The sequence below is a fragment of the uncultured Aquimonas sp. genome, assembly GCF_937888285.1.
Lineage (GTDB): Bacteria > Pseudomonadota > Gammaproteobacteria > Xanthomonadales > Xanthomonadaceae > Aquimonas.
The window spans coordinates 18,479-33,577 of sequence record NZ_CALART010000006.1 but is presented as its reverse complement, the minus strand read 5'-3'; the positions used below and the strand labels follow the sequence as shown (position 1 = coordinate 33,577).

Here is a 15,099-nt window from a genome sequence, read left to right as displayed (position 1 = left end):
CACAGGCCCGCGCGCGCGCTGCTAGGCTCAGCGGCCCGAAGCCGCCTCGCGTGTCGCGTGTCCCAGGAAATCGAGCTCAAGCTGTCCGCCACGCCTGCACAGTTGAAGCAGGTGCTGAACTCCGCCCTGATCCGCGAGCGCGCACTCGCACCGCCGCGCAGCGAGAACCTGCACAGCGTCTACTACGATGACGACGCGCTCGAAGTGACCCGCCGGGGCCTCGCCCTGCGCCTGCGCAAGCGCGGTCGACGCTGGCTGCAGACACTCAAGACCCGCGGCGAATCCCAGGCCGGGCTGCACAGCCGCGGCGAGTTCGAGACCGCAGCCCCCGGCGGCGCGCTCGACCTCGACGCGCTGGCTGCGCTCGAAGGTGCCGCCGAACTGGTCGAGCCGCTGCGCGCGCTCGAGCTCAAGCCGCTGTTCGCGACCGAATTCCGGCGCACGCACGTGCCGCTAAAGCTGGCGGACGGCGGCCGCGCCGAACTGGCCTTCGACCTCGGCGAGATCCGTGCCGGGGATCAGGTCGATCCCATCTGCGAGATCGAGATCGAGCTGCTGGAAGGCAGCTCCAGCGAAGTGTTCACTCTGGCCCGCGAGCTGCTGCAGCTGGCATCGCTCAAGCTCGACAACCGCAGCAAGGCGCAGCGCGGCTTCGCCCTGCTGGCGCCGCTGGCGCTGGAGCCTGCCCGAGCGAAGGCCCCTGCGCTCGAAGGCTCAATGCCCGCGCAGCGCGCCTCCGCGCGTCTGCTCGGCGCGGCGCTGGAACAGCTCGAAAGCAATGAGGCCGGGTTGATTGCCGCCGACGACCCCGAGTTCCTGCACCAGGCCCGCGTGGCCCTGCGTCGCCTGCGCGCCCTGCTGCGACTGTTCAGCCCGCTGCTGACCCTGGCCGAGATCGAGGCGCTGAAGCCGCGACTGCGCGCACTGGGTCAGGCCCTGGGCGCCTGCCGCGACTGGGACGTGCTGTGCACCGAAACCCTGCCGCGGGTGCGCTCGGGCATGACCCGGCCGGACGCGCTGGACCCGCTGGCTCAGGCCGTGCGGGAGCAGCGGCTTGGCGCGCAGGTGGCGGTTCGTGCCTGTCTGGCCGAGCGTGACTACACCGATCTGAAGCTGGCCCTGGGCAGCCTGATCGTCGAACTCGCGCAGGCCGCTCCGGCCGATGCGCCGCTGCTGGAGGACTTCGCGCGCGAGCAGCTGCAGCGTGCCGCCCGCAAGGTGCGCAAGCGCCACCAGGCGCACGACGCGAACTGCATCGACAGCCTGCACGGTCTGCGCATCGAGGTGAAGAAGCTGCGCTACGCCTGCGACGTGTTGGGCAGCGTGTTCGGCGAGCGCAAGCAGCGCCGCTATGTCCGCCATTTGAGCGAACTGCAGCAGCTGCTGGGTGACTTCAATGACGCCGCAATCGCGCGCCAGCGCGTGGACAGCCTTGCGGGCATCGGGCCCTTCCCGCTGGGCGTGGTCGAAGGCTATGCCGCCGCCCGCACCGAAGCCGCGCGGGCGGCACTGCCACAGGCCTGGGCCGAGTTCGAGAAGGCGCAGCGCTTCTGGTGAGCGCGCGAGAGCGGCCTGCCCGAGTGGCAGCGACTGCGCCTCGAGCAGTGCGGATCAGCGCACGATCAGCAGCGGCACCTTGGTCAATGAAAGCACCGCGCTGACGGTGCTGCCGAGCAGCAGGCCGGTCAGCGCGCCGTGCCCGTGCGAGCCCATCACCACAAGATCGAAGGCGCCCTCGTTGGCGTGCTCGGCGATCTGCCGGCCCGGTGAGCCGACACAGGTGATCTCGGTGGCCTCGCGCCGAGCGGCCCTCAGTGTCTCGCGCGCCTTGGCCAGGGCCGCGTCGTGCTCCTGCTGGTAATAGCTCTGCAGGATCTCGCCGCCCACCGCACTGGCCGCGCGCGGCGGCGCCGACAGCGCCACATGGATGAGGGTGATGTCCGCTGGCTGGCTCAAGCGTCCGTTGAGCTCCAGCGCATGCGCGAGGGCGGCATCGCCGTAGTGGCTGCCGTCGATGGCGACAAGGATTCGCATGGTTTCAGCTTCCTCGGTGGGTTCGTGGGGCAGCCGCGCCGCCGTCCGGGCGGCGCGGTCTGCGGGGGTCACGCAGGCACGCCTCAGGCCGGATTGGCCTGGTCACGCGACTTCCAGAGCGAGTACATGACGCCGCCCAGCAGCAGTCCGAAGGTGACGCCAAGGCTGATCTCCGCGGGCACCTTGCCGCCGAACAGCCAGTCGCCCACGAAGATCTTCGAGCCGATGAAGATCAGCACGAAGGCCAGCGCGTACTTGAGGTAGTGGAAGCGGTGCACCATCGCCGCCAGCGCGAAGTAGAGCGCACGCAGGCCGAGGATGGCGAAGATGTTCGAGGTGTAGACGATGAAGGGATCCGGCGTGATCGCGAAGATCGCCGGCACCGAGTCGATCGCGAACACCACGTCGGCGATCTCGACCAGCACCAGGCAGAGGAACAGCGGCGTGGCGAACCACAGCAGTTTTCCGCCCGGGCCGGCCTGTCTGACAAAGAAGCGCTGGCCGTGCAGTTCCTGCGTGAGGCGCATGCGCTTCTTGAGAAAGCCGAGCACGCGATTGTTGGCGATGTCGGGCTGATCATCGATCGACCTCAGCATCTTGACGCCGGTGGCGATCAGGATCACCGCGAACACGTAGAGGATCCACGAGAAGTTCATCACCAGGGCAGCACCCAGGCCGATCATCATCGCGCGCAGCACGATCACGCCGAGGATGCCCCAGAACAGCACGCGATGCTGGTAGATCCGCGGCACGGCGAAGTAGGTGAAGATCATCGAGATGACGAAGACGTTGTCCATCGCCAGCGCCTTCTCGACCAGATAGCCGGTCAGGTACAGCTTGACCGCCTCCCAGGCCTTGGCCTCAGCGGTTGGCAGATTCGCGATCTGTGGATCGATCGCCTTCTCGCTGCCGTACTCGTAGTAGATGAACCACACGGCCACGGCCCAGAGCAGGCCGAGTCCGATATACAGCGCCGACATCCACAGGCTTTCCCTGACCTCGATCTCGTGGGCTTCCCTGTGCAGGACGCCGAGATCGAAGACGAGGATGGCCAGCACCGCGCCGAGAAACGCGAGCCACACCCACACGGGCATACCGAGCCAGAGGCCGGTCAACAGTTCCATGAGTCACTCCGAAGGCGATCGCTAGTTCGATGCCCGGCCTCGATGCGAGGAGCGGAGGTTCCGTACGGCGGGCCTGAGCATCGGTCAACGACTCCGACATCGCCATGCATTGCACATGACCAGAGGGGCCCGCAGTCGCCGGCGAAGTGTCAGGACGCGAAAGTGAATCGGAAGTGAAGAGAGCGGCGCCCGATCGTGGGGCGTCAGCGCGCGGCCGTCCTCGGCGCCCGCACTCAGTCGCTGGCGAGCGAGGCCAGGAGGCCGCGGACGTCATCGCGTAGACGTACCAGCGCCTCCGGGTCAAGGAACGTGGTGCAGGCCACCCGCCCCGGTATGCCTACGGCCTGAACGCGCAGGGCCCTGCCCTCGGCGCTCACATCGACGAACACGCGGCGCTCGTCCTCGCTGCAGCGTTTGCGCAGCACCAGCCCCGCCGCCTCCAGCCGCTTCAGCAGCGGCGTCAGCGTGCCGGAGTCGAGATGCAGGGCCTCGCCGAGTTCGCCCACGCTGCGCCGGCCGTGCTGCCACAGCACCAGCATCACCAGGTACTGCGGATAGGTCAGGCCGAGCGGCTCAAGCAGCGGTCGATACAGGCGCTGGATGCGGTTGCTGGCCGCATACAGCGCGAAGCACAGCTGCTGGTCGAGGTGCAGGGGATCGGGCATGCCCGCCGCGCAGGTCGGGGCGTGGGGCTTGGACTTGGCGGCGGGCATGGCGCGGATCAGTCGGGCAGGAAGGGATAGTCGGTGTAGCCCTGGGCGCCACCGCCGTACAGGGTGCCGGCATCCAGCGCATTCAGCGCGCGGCCCTCACGCAGGCGGCGGACCAGATCCGGGTTGCTGATGAAGGGGCGGCCGAAGCAGAACAGGTCGGCGGCACCACTGGCGAGACGCGCTTCGGCGAGTGCCAGGTCATAGCCGTTGTTGACCATCCACGGTCCCTTGAACTTCGCGCGCAGGGCCGCGAAGTCGAAGTCCGGGTCGATCTCGCGATCGCCGCCGGTGGCGCCTTCGATCACGTGCACATAGGCCAGCGCATGTGCACCGACGCGCTCGACCGCACGCTCGAACAGGGCCTGCGGCTGGCTGTCGCTGATGTCGTTGAAGGGCGAGACCGGCGAGAAGCGCACGCCCGCGCGCTCGGCGCCGACGGCTGCGACCACCGCATCCATGACGTCCACGAGGAAGCGAGTGCGATTCTCGATGCTGCCGCCATAGGCGTCGTCACGGTGATTGCTGCCGTCGCGCAGGAACTGGTCGATCAGATAACCGTTGGCGGCGTGCACCTCGACGCCATCGAAGCCAGCCTCGATCGCGTTGCGCGCAGCCTGGGCGTAGTCGGCGACGGTGGCCTGGATGTCGTCCACGCTCATCGCGCGCGGCGCCGACACATCGACGAAGCCCTCGGTAGTGAAGGTCTTGCTGTTGGCGGTGATCGCCGAAGGGGCGACCGGTGCCGCGCCATTCGGTAGCAGCGAGCTGTGCGAGATGCGGCCGACGTGCCACAGCTGGATGAAGATGCGGCCGCCCGCCGCATGCACGGCCGCGGTGACACGCTTCCAGCCAGCGATCTGCTCGGGCGAGTAGATGCCCGGCGTATCGAGGTAGCCCTGCCCCATCGGTGAGATCTGGCTGGCCTCGGTGATGATCAGTCCGGCGCTGGCGCGCTGGCGGTAGTACTCGACGGTCAGGTCGGTCGGCGTGCGGCCGGCGCCGGCGCGATTGCGCGTCAGCGGCGCCATGACGAAGCGGTTGGCGAGCTCGATGCTGCCGAGCTTGAAGGGGGCGAACAGGGGGGAGGTGTTCGTGCTCATGGATGTCCTGGGAGAAAGCGCGGCATGCGCGGGGCGCGCAGGGTGCCGAGCGCTGGGTGAGCATCCTGTGCGCGGCGACAGGGAGGGTTCCGGCAACCTCGCGCCGGCAACCCTGCGCACGCGGATCCATTACCGGGCTGGCTCCGGCTGGGGCCACGCGGTGAACGCGGCACCAGCCGCGGCGCAAGGGCTCAGGCTGCGCTGCCGCGCACCGTCACCTCGATATTGCCGCGGGTCGCCTTGGAGTACGGGCAGACCTCATGGGCGCCATCGGCCAGAGCCTGGGCGGTGGCGCCATCGACGCCGCCGACGTGGGCGTGCAGGCGCACGGCCAGACCGAAGCTGGTGGCGTCCTTGCCGATATCGACCTCTGCCTCGACCTTGGCGCTGCTGATCGAGACGCCGCGATTGCGCGCGACCAGGCGCAGCGCGCCTTCGAAGCAGGCCGCGTAGCCCGCGGCAAACAGCTGCTCGGGGTTGGTGGCGCCACCCTTGCCGCCCAGGCCGGTGGGCAGCTGCAGCTGCTGGTCGATGAAGCCGTCATCCGAGGTGACGCGGCCTTCGCGGCCGCCGACGGCGGTGGCGCGTGCGGTGTAGAGCGGGGTCATGCGGAATCTCCTGCGTGGTTCGGGGAAACCGCACATTAAATTGCATGCAATCGAATTGCAAGCGTCCAAATGTCAGCCTTCAGTGAAGGCGGCCCACCGATCACGCCTGCAGCCAGCGCCCGCCGCTGACCCGATCGCGGGCTTCGAGATCCTGCCAGGTCGCCACATCGGCGAAACCGGCAGCCTGCAGCAGTGCGCGCGCGCCGGCACCCTGCGCCTGCCCATGCTCGACCAGCAGCCAGCCGCCGGCATCGAGGTGCGCTGGTGCATCCGCAACGATGCGGCGGATGTCGTCGAAGCCATCGGCGCCCGACGCCAGCGCACTCCGCGGCTCGAAGCGCAGGTCGCCCTGGTCGAGGTGCGGATCGTCGGCCTCGATGTAGGGCGGATTGCTCAGCACCAGGTCAAAGCGTTCGCCGCGCCACGGCGCCCACCAGTCGCCGCGGGCGAAGCGGACGCGCTGCAGCCCCAGCGATTCCGCGTTCTGTTCGGCGACCGCGAGCGCCTCGGCGCTGGCATCGCTGGCAAACACCTGCAGCTCCGGCCGCGCCTTGGCGATGGCCAGGGCGATCGCACCGCTGCCTGTCCCAAGGTCCAGCACGCGCAGGCCTGCGCGACGCGGCAGGCGCGAAAGCGCCAGCTCGACCAGCAGCTCGGTCTCGGGCCGCGGGATCAAGGTGGCGGTACTGAGCTTGAGCAGCACGCCATGGAACTCGCGCTGGCCGAGCAGGTAGGCCACGGGCTCGCCGTCCACGCGCCGCGCCAGCAGCCGGCGGAAGTCGTCCGCACGCGAGCGCTCGACGGGCTCATCGGCATGCGCGAACAGCCAGGCTCGGCTCACGCCCAGCGCGTGCATCAGCAGCAGCTCGGCCTCGCGCGCTGCCTCATCGCCGGTGAGCCGATCGCGGGCCTCCCGCAGCAGGCATCGAACGTGGGTCGCTGATTCGGTGTTGGAGGGCAAGTCCGGGCTCATGCGCACAGTGTCGCAGAGGCGGCGCTGCGGCATCATCCGCGCATGTCCGCTCCCCGTATCGATGCGCTCTCGCGCCTTCTCGACGATGGCTTCCGGCTGTGGTGGCGCGGCCTGCGCTGGACTGCGCCGCTGGCCCTGCTCGGCGCCCTGCCCTCACTGCGGCGGATGCTGGCCCTGCCCACGCTGGCCGAACTGCAGGCGGATCCGGAAGGCGCGAGCCTCGCCGTCATCGAGCCGCTGATGCAGTCCGGAACCTGGCTGTGGTGGGGCTTCAGCGCACTGATGGGCCTGTGGCTGGCGGGCGCGCAGCTGCGCATTCTGGATGGGCTGCTGCACGGTGAACCGCCGCAGGCGCTGCGCTCGCTCGGTCTGGCGACACTGCGCCTGCCGTTGCTGGCGCTGTCGATGTCGCTGTACGTTCTTTGTTGCGCACTTCCGCTGCTGCCGCTGCTGGTCTTCAACGCCTGGCTGGGCCTGCAGGGGCTGGAGCTGGTGCCAATGCTGCTGCTGAGCATGCTCGGCAGCCTGCTGGCGGTGCTGCCGATCGCCTGGATCGCGGTGCGTCTGCTGTTCCTGCCTGTCGCAGCAGCGCTTGAGGGCCTGGGACCGCTGCGCGGCCTCCAGCGCAGCCGCGCCATTGCGGCCGGACAGTGGTGGCGTCTGCTGGTGTTCCTGTCGATACCGCTCACCGTCTACGGCGTCGCCGCTGCCGCGGCGATGGCCCTGCCGCTGACGCTGGCAACCGTTCTTGGCACCGAAGCGGCAGCGCTGCTGGGCACACTGGCAGGGCTGCTCACCGCGGCGCTGGGCATCCCGATGCTGTACGCCTGCTTGGTCTGCGCCTACCGCGAGCGATCCGCGCCGCAGGGCGGTTGAAGTGCAACTTCAGTGGCGAAGCAGCTGCACGCCCTGGATCAGGCTCGACAGCACGAAGCCGCTCAGGAAGAACAGGTAGGACAGGCGCAGGTAGCGGTACTTGAAACGCGAGAGGTAGTAGCCCAGCCCGTAGAGGTCGCGCGCCATGGTCCGGTAGATGTTGCCCTGCCCCTGCATGTGGCTGGCGATCTCGCGCTCGAAACGCTCGCGCGAGAGCTCGGCGAAGTGGCCGAAGAACAGCAGGTTGAAGCCCGGCGGCAGCGGCCCTTCCGGATCCTTCATGCGGATCGGCCGGTACTTCGGCAGCACCGCCAGCACGGCCAGGAACAGCGCGAACAGGGTGAAGCCCGCCAGCACCGCCATCGCCAGGCGCAGATCCGGGTCGTTGAGCCGCGAGACGCTCAGCGTCAGCACGATCGAAGACACCGTCAGCAGGATGTTGGCCTTCATGTCGGCCATGGTCGACAGCTGCACGTGGTGTTGCTGCGCGGTGCGCAGGATCACATCCGCCGTGTTGCGCTCGGGCACCGACTGGAAGGCATCGAGCGCACTGCGTTCGGCGCCGCTGGATAGCTCTTCGGGGTGTGTCTCGGTGCTCATGCGAGGTCGGCGCGGCGCGCGTGGCGAGTAAGGCTCGCCACTTTACGCAAAGCGCCGCCGCCACGTATCGCGCCGGCGTTTCAGCCGGCGCGCGTGCCGCCCACGGTCATCGACTCGATCTTCAGCGTCGGCTGGCCCACGCCGACCGGCACGCTCTGGCCGTCCTTGCCGCAGATGCCCACGCCCGCGTCGAGCTTCAGGTCATTGCCGACCATGCTGACGCGGCTCATCGCCTCCGGGCCGTTGCCGATCAGCGTCGCGCCCTTGACCGGCGAGGTGATGCGGCCGTCCTCGATCAGGTAGGCCTCGCTGGCCGAGAACACGAACTTGCCCGAGGTGATGTCGACCTGGCCGCCGCCGAAGTTGGGCGCGTACAGACCGCGCTTGACCGAGCGGATGATCTCTTCCGGGTCGCTCTCGCCCGCGCGCATGTAGGTGTTGGTCATGCGCGGCATCGGCAGGTGGGCGAAGCTCTCGCGGCGGCCGTTGCCGGTGGGCGCGACGCCCATCAGGCGCGCATTGAGGCTGTCCTGCATGTAGCCGACCAGCCGACCGTTCTCGATGAGCGTGGTGCACTGGGTCGCGCAGCCCTCGTCGTCGACGTTGAGCGAGCCGCGGCGACCGTCGAGCGTGCCGTCATCGACGATGGTGCACAGGCTGGATGCCACCTGCTCGCCCATGCGGCCGGCGTAGGTGCTGGTGCCCTTGCGGTTGAAGTCGCCTTCCAGGCCATGGCCCACGGCTTCGTGCAGCAGCACGCCCGGCCAGCCGGGGCCGAGCACCACCGGCATGCTGCCGGCCGGCGCGTCGACGGCATCGAGATTGACCAGGGCCTGGCGCAGGGCCTCGCGGGCAAACTCGAAGGCCAGGCCACCCTGCAGCAGTTCCGGGTAGCTGTAGCGCCCCCCGCCGCCGGCATAGCCCTGCTCGCGGCGGCCGTTGTGCTCGACGATCACCTGCACATTGCAGCGGACCAGCGGGCGCACGTCGCCGGCGAGGATGCCGTCAGAGCGCGCGACCAGCACCGTGTCGACCACGCCCGCCAGGCTGACGATCACCTGGCGCACGCGCGCATCGGCGCTGCGCACGAAGGCGTCAACCTCGCGCAGCAGGCGGACCTTGGACTCGCTGTCCAGGCTGTCGATCGGATCCAGCGGCGCATACAGGCTGCGGCCCTGCGACTGCAGCAGCGGGCGCGCCGTGCCCTCCTGCCCGGCACGGGCGATCGCACGGGCTGCGCCGGCGGCCTCCAGCAGGGCGGGCAGGCGGATCTCGTCGGAGTAGGCGAAGCCGGTCTTCTCGCCGCTGATCGCGCGCAGGCCGACGCCCTGCTCGATGCTGTGTGCACCTTCCTTGACGATGCCGTCCTCCATCATCCAGCTCTCATGCCGGCTGTTCTGGAAGTAGAGATCGGCGAAGTCGATGCCCGGGCTCATCAGGCGGGCGAAAACGTGTTCCAGCTGCTGGGCTTCGAGGCCGGCAGGCGCCAGCAGGCGGGATTCGGCGAGGGCGAGTGCGGTAGTCATCGGCGCAGGATGGGGCTGCGGGAGTGAAGGCGCAAGCGAGGCGGCTTGGCGAGGTGTCGCCGCCCGCGTACAGGTGAGGGCTGGATGTCCGCGTGAAGCGCGCCGAGGCGACCGGCGTGACCGGGGCGAGCATCGAGGCCACGGTGGGCCAGGGCCCACCCTAAGGCTGACGGAGCGGCGGCTCGCGCTCGGGGCCGCGGTCGATCACTTCGATCTGCGGTTCGTCCCAGCTGCCGTTGACGCTGTAGAGCGTGCGGTTCATCTGCTTCATGGGCGCGTTCAGTACGGCCTGCGCGACCGCACCAACGGCGGCACCCGCGGGCCCCGCGGTGATCGCGCCCAGCGCGGGCAGCACGCTGCCGGTGCGCGGCAGCACTTCCACCTGCAGCTCGTAGTCGCGCGCGGCGAGTCCGGTGCGGCCGCGCAGCTTGATCTCGGCCGCCGGGCCGTCGATCCGCAGGTCCTCGGTCACAGCATTGCCGCCGGCCAGCTGGAAGCTGCCTTCGATCGAAGTGAAGGCCAGGCCGGAACGGAAGAAGTCGCTGAAATCCAGCGCCAGGCGGCGCGGAATCTCGGCAAGGCTGAGCAGACCGAGAAAGCGGCCCGCGCCGGGTTCGAGTTCGGGCACCCTGCCCTTGCCCACCGTCAAGCGCAGCTGGCCGTCAGCGACCGCAAAAGCGAAATTGGCGGGGCCACCCTGCCAGCGCAGGTCCATGTCCGCGCGGGTCTTGCCGCCCTGCACCAGCGGGGTGATGCCCAGCGCGCCCAGCATGCGGCCGAGATCGTCGCCGCTGAAGCCAAGGGTGAAGCGGCTCTCGCTGCCCGTGAGGCTGCGGCTCCAGTCGCCGCGGATGTCGATCGCGAGGTCATCGGAACGCGCCTGCAGTTTTTCCACCAGCTGGCCATCCGGGCCGCGCCGGGTCAGCAGCTCCAGTCGCCCCAGCTGGATCTTGCCGAAAGCGGCGTCCTCGACCTGCAGGTCGATCGGCGGCAGCGCGGTGGGGTCGGGCTCGTCGACGCGGCGCGGTGGTGCGCCGGGCGTTTCCTCGGGGCCGGGTGGCCAGTGCAGACGCTCGAAGCGCGCCAGCACCGGCGCACTGGCGTCAATCGGCCAGTCGATGCGGCCGCGCGCCGCGTCGCCGTCGAGCTGGATCTCGCGTTGCCCGTCGGTGCCGATGCGGAACTGCAGGCGCTGGTCAGGCAGGCCGCGTTCGCCCACGCGCAGCTGGCCGGCGACGAGATCGATGCTGTCGATCGAAATGCCTTGGCCGCCGCCGCCCATCGCCAGCGCAACCCAGGCCGGCGCATCCAGCACCGAGGTGGTGCCGCGTACGGCCAGCCCCTGCGCAGGCAGATCGAAGGGCGGCTCGGCGCCAAACGACGCCACGCCGCGGAAGTCGGCAGCGTTCTCGCCGGGCGCACCCAACAGTCGCAGCAGACGACCGAGGCGCAGATCGAGGCCTCCGCCGGCCAGCGGCAGATCGATGCGCAGGTCGAGCGGCAGAGCGTCTTCGCTGCCCTTGCGCAGGGGCGCGGGCAGCTTCAGCTCAGTGCCCGCCAGATCCGAGCGTACGCGCAGCTGCGGCCGCGCCCTGTCCGCGGCCTGGTTCGCGTCACTGGTCTCGGCTGGCTCTGCCGCCGCGCCCGACGTCGGCACATGGAAGTCCAGCGTCCAGCCGGAGCGCCCGGCAAGGTAGGGCTCAAGCCAGTGCAGCTCGGGCCGCAGGGCGAGCAGCGAATCCGGGCTGAAGCTGCCGCTGAGACTGGCCTCGAACTGGTGCTCGGGCTCGGCGCAGAAGCTGCCGGCGGCGAGGCTCAGGCTGGCCGGCTGGCCGTCGAAGCGGACGCCGAGCGCATCCGCACTGAATCCGGCGCGGGTGAAGCGCACACGCCCGCTGGCAGCGCCGAAACGCAGGCCCCACTGGCTGTCGGTGAGGTCGGCGTCGGCCAGGTCGACCTGGCCATCAAGCTCCAGTTCGCCCAGCTCCTTCTTCAGCGGCGCCACCAGACGCACCCGCGCCTCGCCGCGCCCGCCGATGTTCAGGCCGCGCATGTACTCGCCGAAGCGCCGCCACAGCGGCGTCTCGCGCAGCAGGGCGAGCAGGCGGCCGCCCTCGGCGCCGCCCTCCATGTCGAGCGCCAGTACGGGGGCGGCGAAATCGGCGATGCCACCGGCAGCGCGGGTCACCGGCACGCCCAACACGCGCGCCGACACTTCGCCATCGAGGCTGCTGTTGAGAAAGCGCGCCCAGCCCTCGACCCGCGTGCCGATCGGCCAATCCGGCAGATAGTCCAGCACCACGTCGCGCACTTCGGCGCGCGCGTCGAAAACCCCTTGGGCTGCAGCGAAGGGCCAGTCGTCGAGATCACCGCGGATCAAGGCCACGCCGGATGCGAGCTCGCCGTCGACCAGCGCGCGCTCCAGCCACTCGACGGTCTTCGGCGGCATGCGGTTGCGCACCCAGAAGCGGTGCGAGGCCCGGATCGGACCCGGGTCGACCACCGCGCGCAGATCCAGGCTTGGGCGTCGGCCATTGCCGTCGAGCCAGGCGGCGCCCTCGATCGTCGCGCCGAAGTCGGGGCCCTGCACGCGCAGCGGGGTGAGCTCGATGCGCGGGCCCTCGACATCGCGCCACAGGGTCAAGGCACCTGACAGCGCGGCAGGCAGCGGCGCGCGCAGACTCTCGGGCGCATCGAGCACGAACTCCGGCGCATCGAGGTCCACCGCCAGCAGGCCGCCGTGCGCGTGGATGCGACCGCTCAATCCCGAAAATCCGGGGCGCGCGCCAACCGCCGCAAGCCCGAGGTCGGACAGGCGCGCCTGCAAATCGATACGCTCGCCACCCGACCAGCCGAGTTCGAGATCCTGCAGGCGTCCGCGCGGCTGCGCCTCGTGCAGCCAGGCCATCAGCGCCGGGTCGACGGTGGTCAGCGCCGGCAGCAGCTCGGCGAAGGCCGCGAATTCCAGACTGTCGAGGCGCAGGGCGAGACGTTCATCCTGCCAGCGCAGGTCCAGACCCGTTTGCGAGCGACCGGACTGGGAACGCAGCTCGAAGCGCGGCAGGCTCAAGCGCCAGCCATCGGCCTCCCGCTGCAGCCAGGCCTGCAGCTCCAGCGCATCGAGTTCGGCGGCCGGCGCGTCGGCCTCGGCGCCGCGCGGGCGCAGCCGCAGCGATTCGATGCGGGCGATGCTGTCGACCTCGGCGATCCGCCCCTCCTGGACGCGCAGCCACATGTCGAGATCGGCGCGGCCGGAATCGAGCCCCAGGCCTGCCAGCTGGCTGCCCTGCAGCCAGGACGGCAGGTCCAGCGCACGCGCGCCGAGGTGCAGACGACCTTCCTGCAGGCGGGTATCGAGCTTGCCGGTCAGGCGCAGCGGCGGGCTGTCCTCGGCGTGCACGCGCAGGGCGAAGCGGAAGCTACCGCCGACGGTGCGCAGGCGCGCGTCGATACGGTCGAGGCGGACATCGAGATCGGCATAGCGGTCCTCGATGACCAGGGCGCCATCGAACAGCTCCAGCTCACCGATCCGCTCCAGCTGGGCAAGCGCCTCCTCGATGTCGAGACCCGCGCCACCGCGCAGGCCACGCGCCTGCCACTGCCCCTCGATGCTGCGCGCAAGCTCCAGGCTGAGACCTTCCGCACGCAGGCTGAGCAGCGGCTGGCCCGGGAACAGTCCCGTGTAGACGTTCACCCGCACCCGTGCCGAACCCATGTTGAGCCCGCCGGCGCCATCGGGATCTCCGCCGATGTGCAGATCGCGCAGGTCGAGCACGGGCCCGCGGCGCGTCCAGCGCGCCTGCACGCCGCTGATCCGCACCGGCTGGCCGATGCGCTGCTCCAGCCAGCGGGCGACGTCCTGCGGATGCTGCTCCAGCACCGGCAGCAGCTGGTGCGCCAGCGCCACCAGCACGGCGGCGCAGATCAACAGCAGCGCCAGTGCCACGCCCAGCCAGCGGCGCAGGCGCTTCAGCGCTCGGCGCAGCGGATGGCTCACAGCAGGACCACGTCGTACTGCTCCTGCGCGTAGTTGTCGTCGGCCTGGAAACGGATGGTCTTGCCGATGAACTCCTCCAGCTCGGCGACCGCACTGGACTCTTCCTCCAGGATCCGCGCCACCACTTTCGGCGAGGCCAGCACCAGCAGCTTCTGCGCGTCGAACTGGCGCACCGCGCGGGTGATCTCGCGGAAGATCTCGTAGGTGACGGTTTCGGTCGTCTTTACCGTGCCGCGCCCGCCGCAGGCGTTGCAGGGCTCGCAGAGCTGGCGCTCCAGGCTGTCGATGGTGCGCTTGCGGGTCATTTCGACCAGACCCAGCGGCGAGAACTCGTAGACCGTGGTCTTGGCGTGGTCGCGCGACAGCGACTTCTCGAGCTGGCGCAGCACCTGGCGACGGTGCTCGGCGTCGGTCATGTCGATGAAGTCGATGATGATGATGCCGCCGAGGTTGCGCAGCCGCAGCTGCCTTGCCACCGCCTGGGCCGCTTCGAGGTTGGTCCGGTAGACGGTCTCCTCCAGATTGCGACTGCCCAGAAAGGCACCGGTGTTGACGTCGACCGTGGTCATGGCCTCGGTCTGGTCGATCACCAGGTAGCCGCCGGACTTCAGCGGCACCTCCTTCTGCATGGCGCGCTGGATTTCATCCTCGACGCCGTAGAGATCGAAGATCGGGCGCTCGCCGGGGTAGTGCTCGATGCGCGGCGCCAGCTCCGGCATGAACTGGCTGGCGAAGCGCAGGGTGCGCTCGAAGGTCTCGCGCGAATCGACGCGCACCTTTTCCACCTCGTCGTGCAGCAGATCGCGCAGGGCGCGCAGCGGCAGCGAGAGGTCTTCGTAGATGCAGCTGCCGACCTTGCTTTGTTGCGAGCCCGCCTGGATCGCGTCCCAAAGCTTGCCGAGATAGGCGAGATCCTCGGCCAGCGCCTCGGCCGGCTGGCCGTCGGCATTGGTGCGCACGATGTAGCCCAGGCTGGAGCCGTTCGACAGCTCGCCGATCGCCGTCTTCAGGCGGGCGCGTTCGGCCTCGTCCTCGATCCGCGCCGACACGCCCAGCACCCGGCTGTAGGGCAGCAGGACCAGATAGCGCGAGGGAATGCTGAGCTGGGTCGTCAGCCGCGCGCCCTTGCTGCCGATCGGGTCCTTGACCACCTGCACAACGACCTCCTGGCCCTCGCGGACCAGCTCCGAGATCGGCGGCGTCGGCGAAGGCGGCGGCGGTTCGTCGCCATCCGGCGGCAGCGGCAGCGCGGTTGGCAGTCGCAGGATGTCGGAGGCGTGCAGGAAGGCCGCGCGCTGCAGGCCGACCTCGACGAAGGCGGCCTGCATGCCCGGCATGACCCGGATCACCTTGCCCTTGTAGATGTTGCCGACATAGCCGCGGCGCGAGGCCCGCTCGATGTGGACCTCCTGCAGCATGCCGTTTTCGACCACCGCGACGCGGGTTTCGCGCGGGGTGACGTTGATCAGGATCTCTTCGGACAAGGGAAGGCCACGGGGGAGTCGGAATCCCGGCACTTATAGCGGACGACGCCTGAACCGGCCAGCC

The 15,099-nt window shown here is 69.7% G+C and carries 12 protein-coding genes; 2 read left to right on the top strand and 10 right to left on the bottom strand.

The window, feature by feature from the left end; genetic code table 11:
* Positions 1-57: 57 nt before the first annotated feature.
* Complete coding sequence (locus tag Q0654_RS00815; RefSeq protein ID WP_298849492.1) at positions 58-1,557, top strand: CYTH and CHAD domain-containing protein; 1,500 nt, start codon at positions 58-60, stop codon at positions 1,555-1,557.
* A gap of 54 nt (positions 1,558-1,611) precedes the next feature.
* Here Q0654_RS00815 and Q0654_RS00810 read toward each other — a convergent pair whose 3' ends face one another.
* The 6 genes from Q0654_RS00810 to prmC form a co-directional block, all read right to left on the bottom strand.
* The gene (locus Q0654_RS00810; protein WP_298849490.1) at positions 1,612-2,034 is read right to left on the bottom strand and encodes a universal stress protein; all 423 of its coding nucleotides are present in this window, start codon (positions 2,032-2,034) and stop codon (positions 1,612-1,614) included.
* Between the two features lie 83 nt (positions 2,035-2,117).
* On the bottom strand, positions 2,118-3,158 hold the full coding sequence (locus Q0654_RS00805) for a TerC family protein (protein ID WP_298849488.1): 1,041 nt from the start codon (positions 3,156-3,158) through the stop codon (positions 2,118-2,120).
* Between the two features lie 233 nt (positions 3,159-3,391).
* Entirely contained in the window at positions 3,392-3,871 is a 480-nt protein-coding gene (locus Q0654_RS00800; protein WP_298849486.1) for a MarR family transcriptional regulator, read from the bottom strand.
* An 8-nt stretch (positions 3,872-3,879) separates the two neighbouring features.
* The gene (locus Q0654_RS00795) at positions 3,880-4,971 is read right to left on the bottom strand and encodes an alkene reductase (protein ID WP_298849484.1); all 1,092 of its coding nucleotides are present in this window, start codon (positions 4,969-4,971) and stop codon (positions 3,880-3,882) included.
* A gap of 191 nt (positions 4,972-5,162) precedes the next feature.
* Entirely contained in the window at positions 5,163-5,579 is a 417-nt protein-coding gene (locus Q0654_RS00790; RefSeq protein ID WP_298849482.1) for an organic hydroperoxide resistance protein, read from the bottom strand.
* Positions 5,580-5,679: 100 nt separating this feature from the next.
* A complete protein-coding gene (gene prmC, locus Q0654_RS00785) occupies positions 5,680-6,540 on the bottom strand; it encodes a peptide chain release factor N(5)-glutamine methyltransferase (protein WP_298849480.1) in 861 nt (286 codons plus the stop codon).
* 54 nt (positions 6,541-6,594) lie between these two features.
* Between prmC and Q0654_RS00780 the strand changes: the two genes are divergently transcribed.
* Positions 6,595-7,428, top strand: coding sequence for a hypothetical protein (locus Q0654_RS00780; RefSeq protein ID WP_298849478.1), 834 nt, complete (start codon positions 6,595-6,597; stop codon positions 7,426-7,428).
* Positions 7,429-7,437: 9 nt separating this feature from the next.
* Here the strand turns inward: Q0654_RS00780 and Q0654_RS00775 are convergent, their stop codons facing one another.
* The 4 genes from Q0654_RS00775 to rng all read right to left on the bottom strand — a co-directional run bounded on the left by Q0654_RS00775 (position 7,438) and on the right by rng (position 15,035).
* Complete coding sequence (locus Q0654_RS00775) at positions 7,438-8,028, bottom strand: Pycsar system effector family protein (protein ID WP_298849476.1); 591 nt, start codon at positions 8,026-8,028, stop codon at positions 7,438-7,440.
* Between the two features lie 80 nt (positions 8,029-8,108).
* Positions 8,109-9,554, bottom strand: a complete 1,446-nt coding sequence (gene tldD / locus Q0654_RS00770; RefSeq protein WP_298849474.1) for a metalloprotease TldD — start codon at positions 9,552-9,554, stop codon at positions 8,109-8,111.
* 160 nt (positions 9,555-9,714) lie between these two features.
* The gene (locus Q0654_RS00765; RefSeq protein ID WP_298849472.1) at positions 9,715-13,551 is read right to left on the bottom strand and encodes a YhdP family protein; all 3,837 of its coding nucleotides are present in this window, start codon (positions 13,549-13,551) and stop codon (positions 9,715-9,717) included.
* Positions 13,548-15,035: a ribonuclease G gene (rng, locus tag Q0654_RS00760; RefSeq protein WP_298849470.1), complete on the bottom strand. Its 1,488-nt coding sequence runs from the start codon at positions 15,033-15,035 to the stop codon at positions 13,548-13,550. The genes Q0654_RS00765 and rng overlap by 4 nt, the downstream gene beginning before the upstream one ends.
* Between the last annotated feature and the right edge of the window lie 64 nt (positions 15,036-15,099).

What these genes read in the sequence shown, in the direction of transcription:
- Q0654_RS00810 (WP_298849490.1), bottom strand. Translation starts at nt 2,034, where the DNA reads ATGCGAATCCTTGTCGCCATCGACGGCAGCCACTACGGCGATGCCGCC.
- Q0654_RS00800 (WP_298849486.1), bottom strand. Translation starts at nt 3,871, where the DNA reads ATGCCCGCCGCCAAGTCCAAGCCCCACGCCCCGACCTGCGCGGCGGGC.
- Q0654_RS00775 (WP_298849476.1), bottom strand. Translation starts at nt 8,028, where the DNA reads ATGAGCACCGAGACACACCCCGAAGAGCTATCCAGCGGCGCCGAACGC.
- Q0654_RS00780 (WP_298849478.1), top strand. Translation starts at nt 6,595, where the DNA reads ATGTCCGCTCCCCGTATCGATGCGCTCTCGCGCCTTCTCGACGATGGC.
- Q0654_RS00805 (WP_298849488.1), bottom strand. Translation starts at nt 3,158, where the DNA reads ATGGAACTGTTGACCGGCCTCTGGCTCGGTATGCCCGTGTGGGTGTGG.
- Q0654_RS00795 (WP_298849484.1), bottom strand. Translation starts at nt 4,971, where the DNA reads ATGAGCACGAACACCTCCCCCCTGTTCGCCCCCTTCAAGCTCGGCAGC.
- Q0654_RS00790 (WP_298849482.1), bottom strand. Translation starts at nt 5,579, where the DNA reads ATGACCCCGCTCTACACCGCACGCGCCACCGCCGTCGGCGGCCGCGAA.
- tldD (WP_298849474.1), bottom strand. Translation starts at nt 9,554, where the DNA reads ATGACTACCGCACTCGCCCTCGCCGAATCCCGCCTGCTGGCGCCTGCC.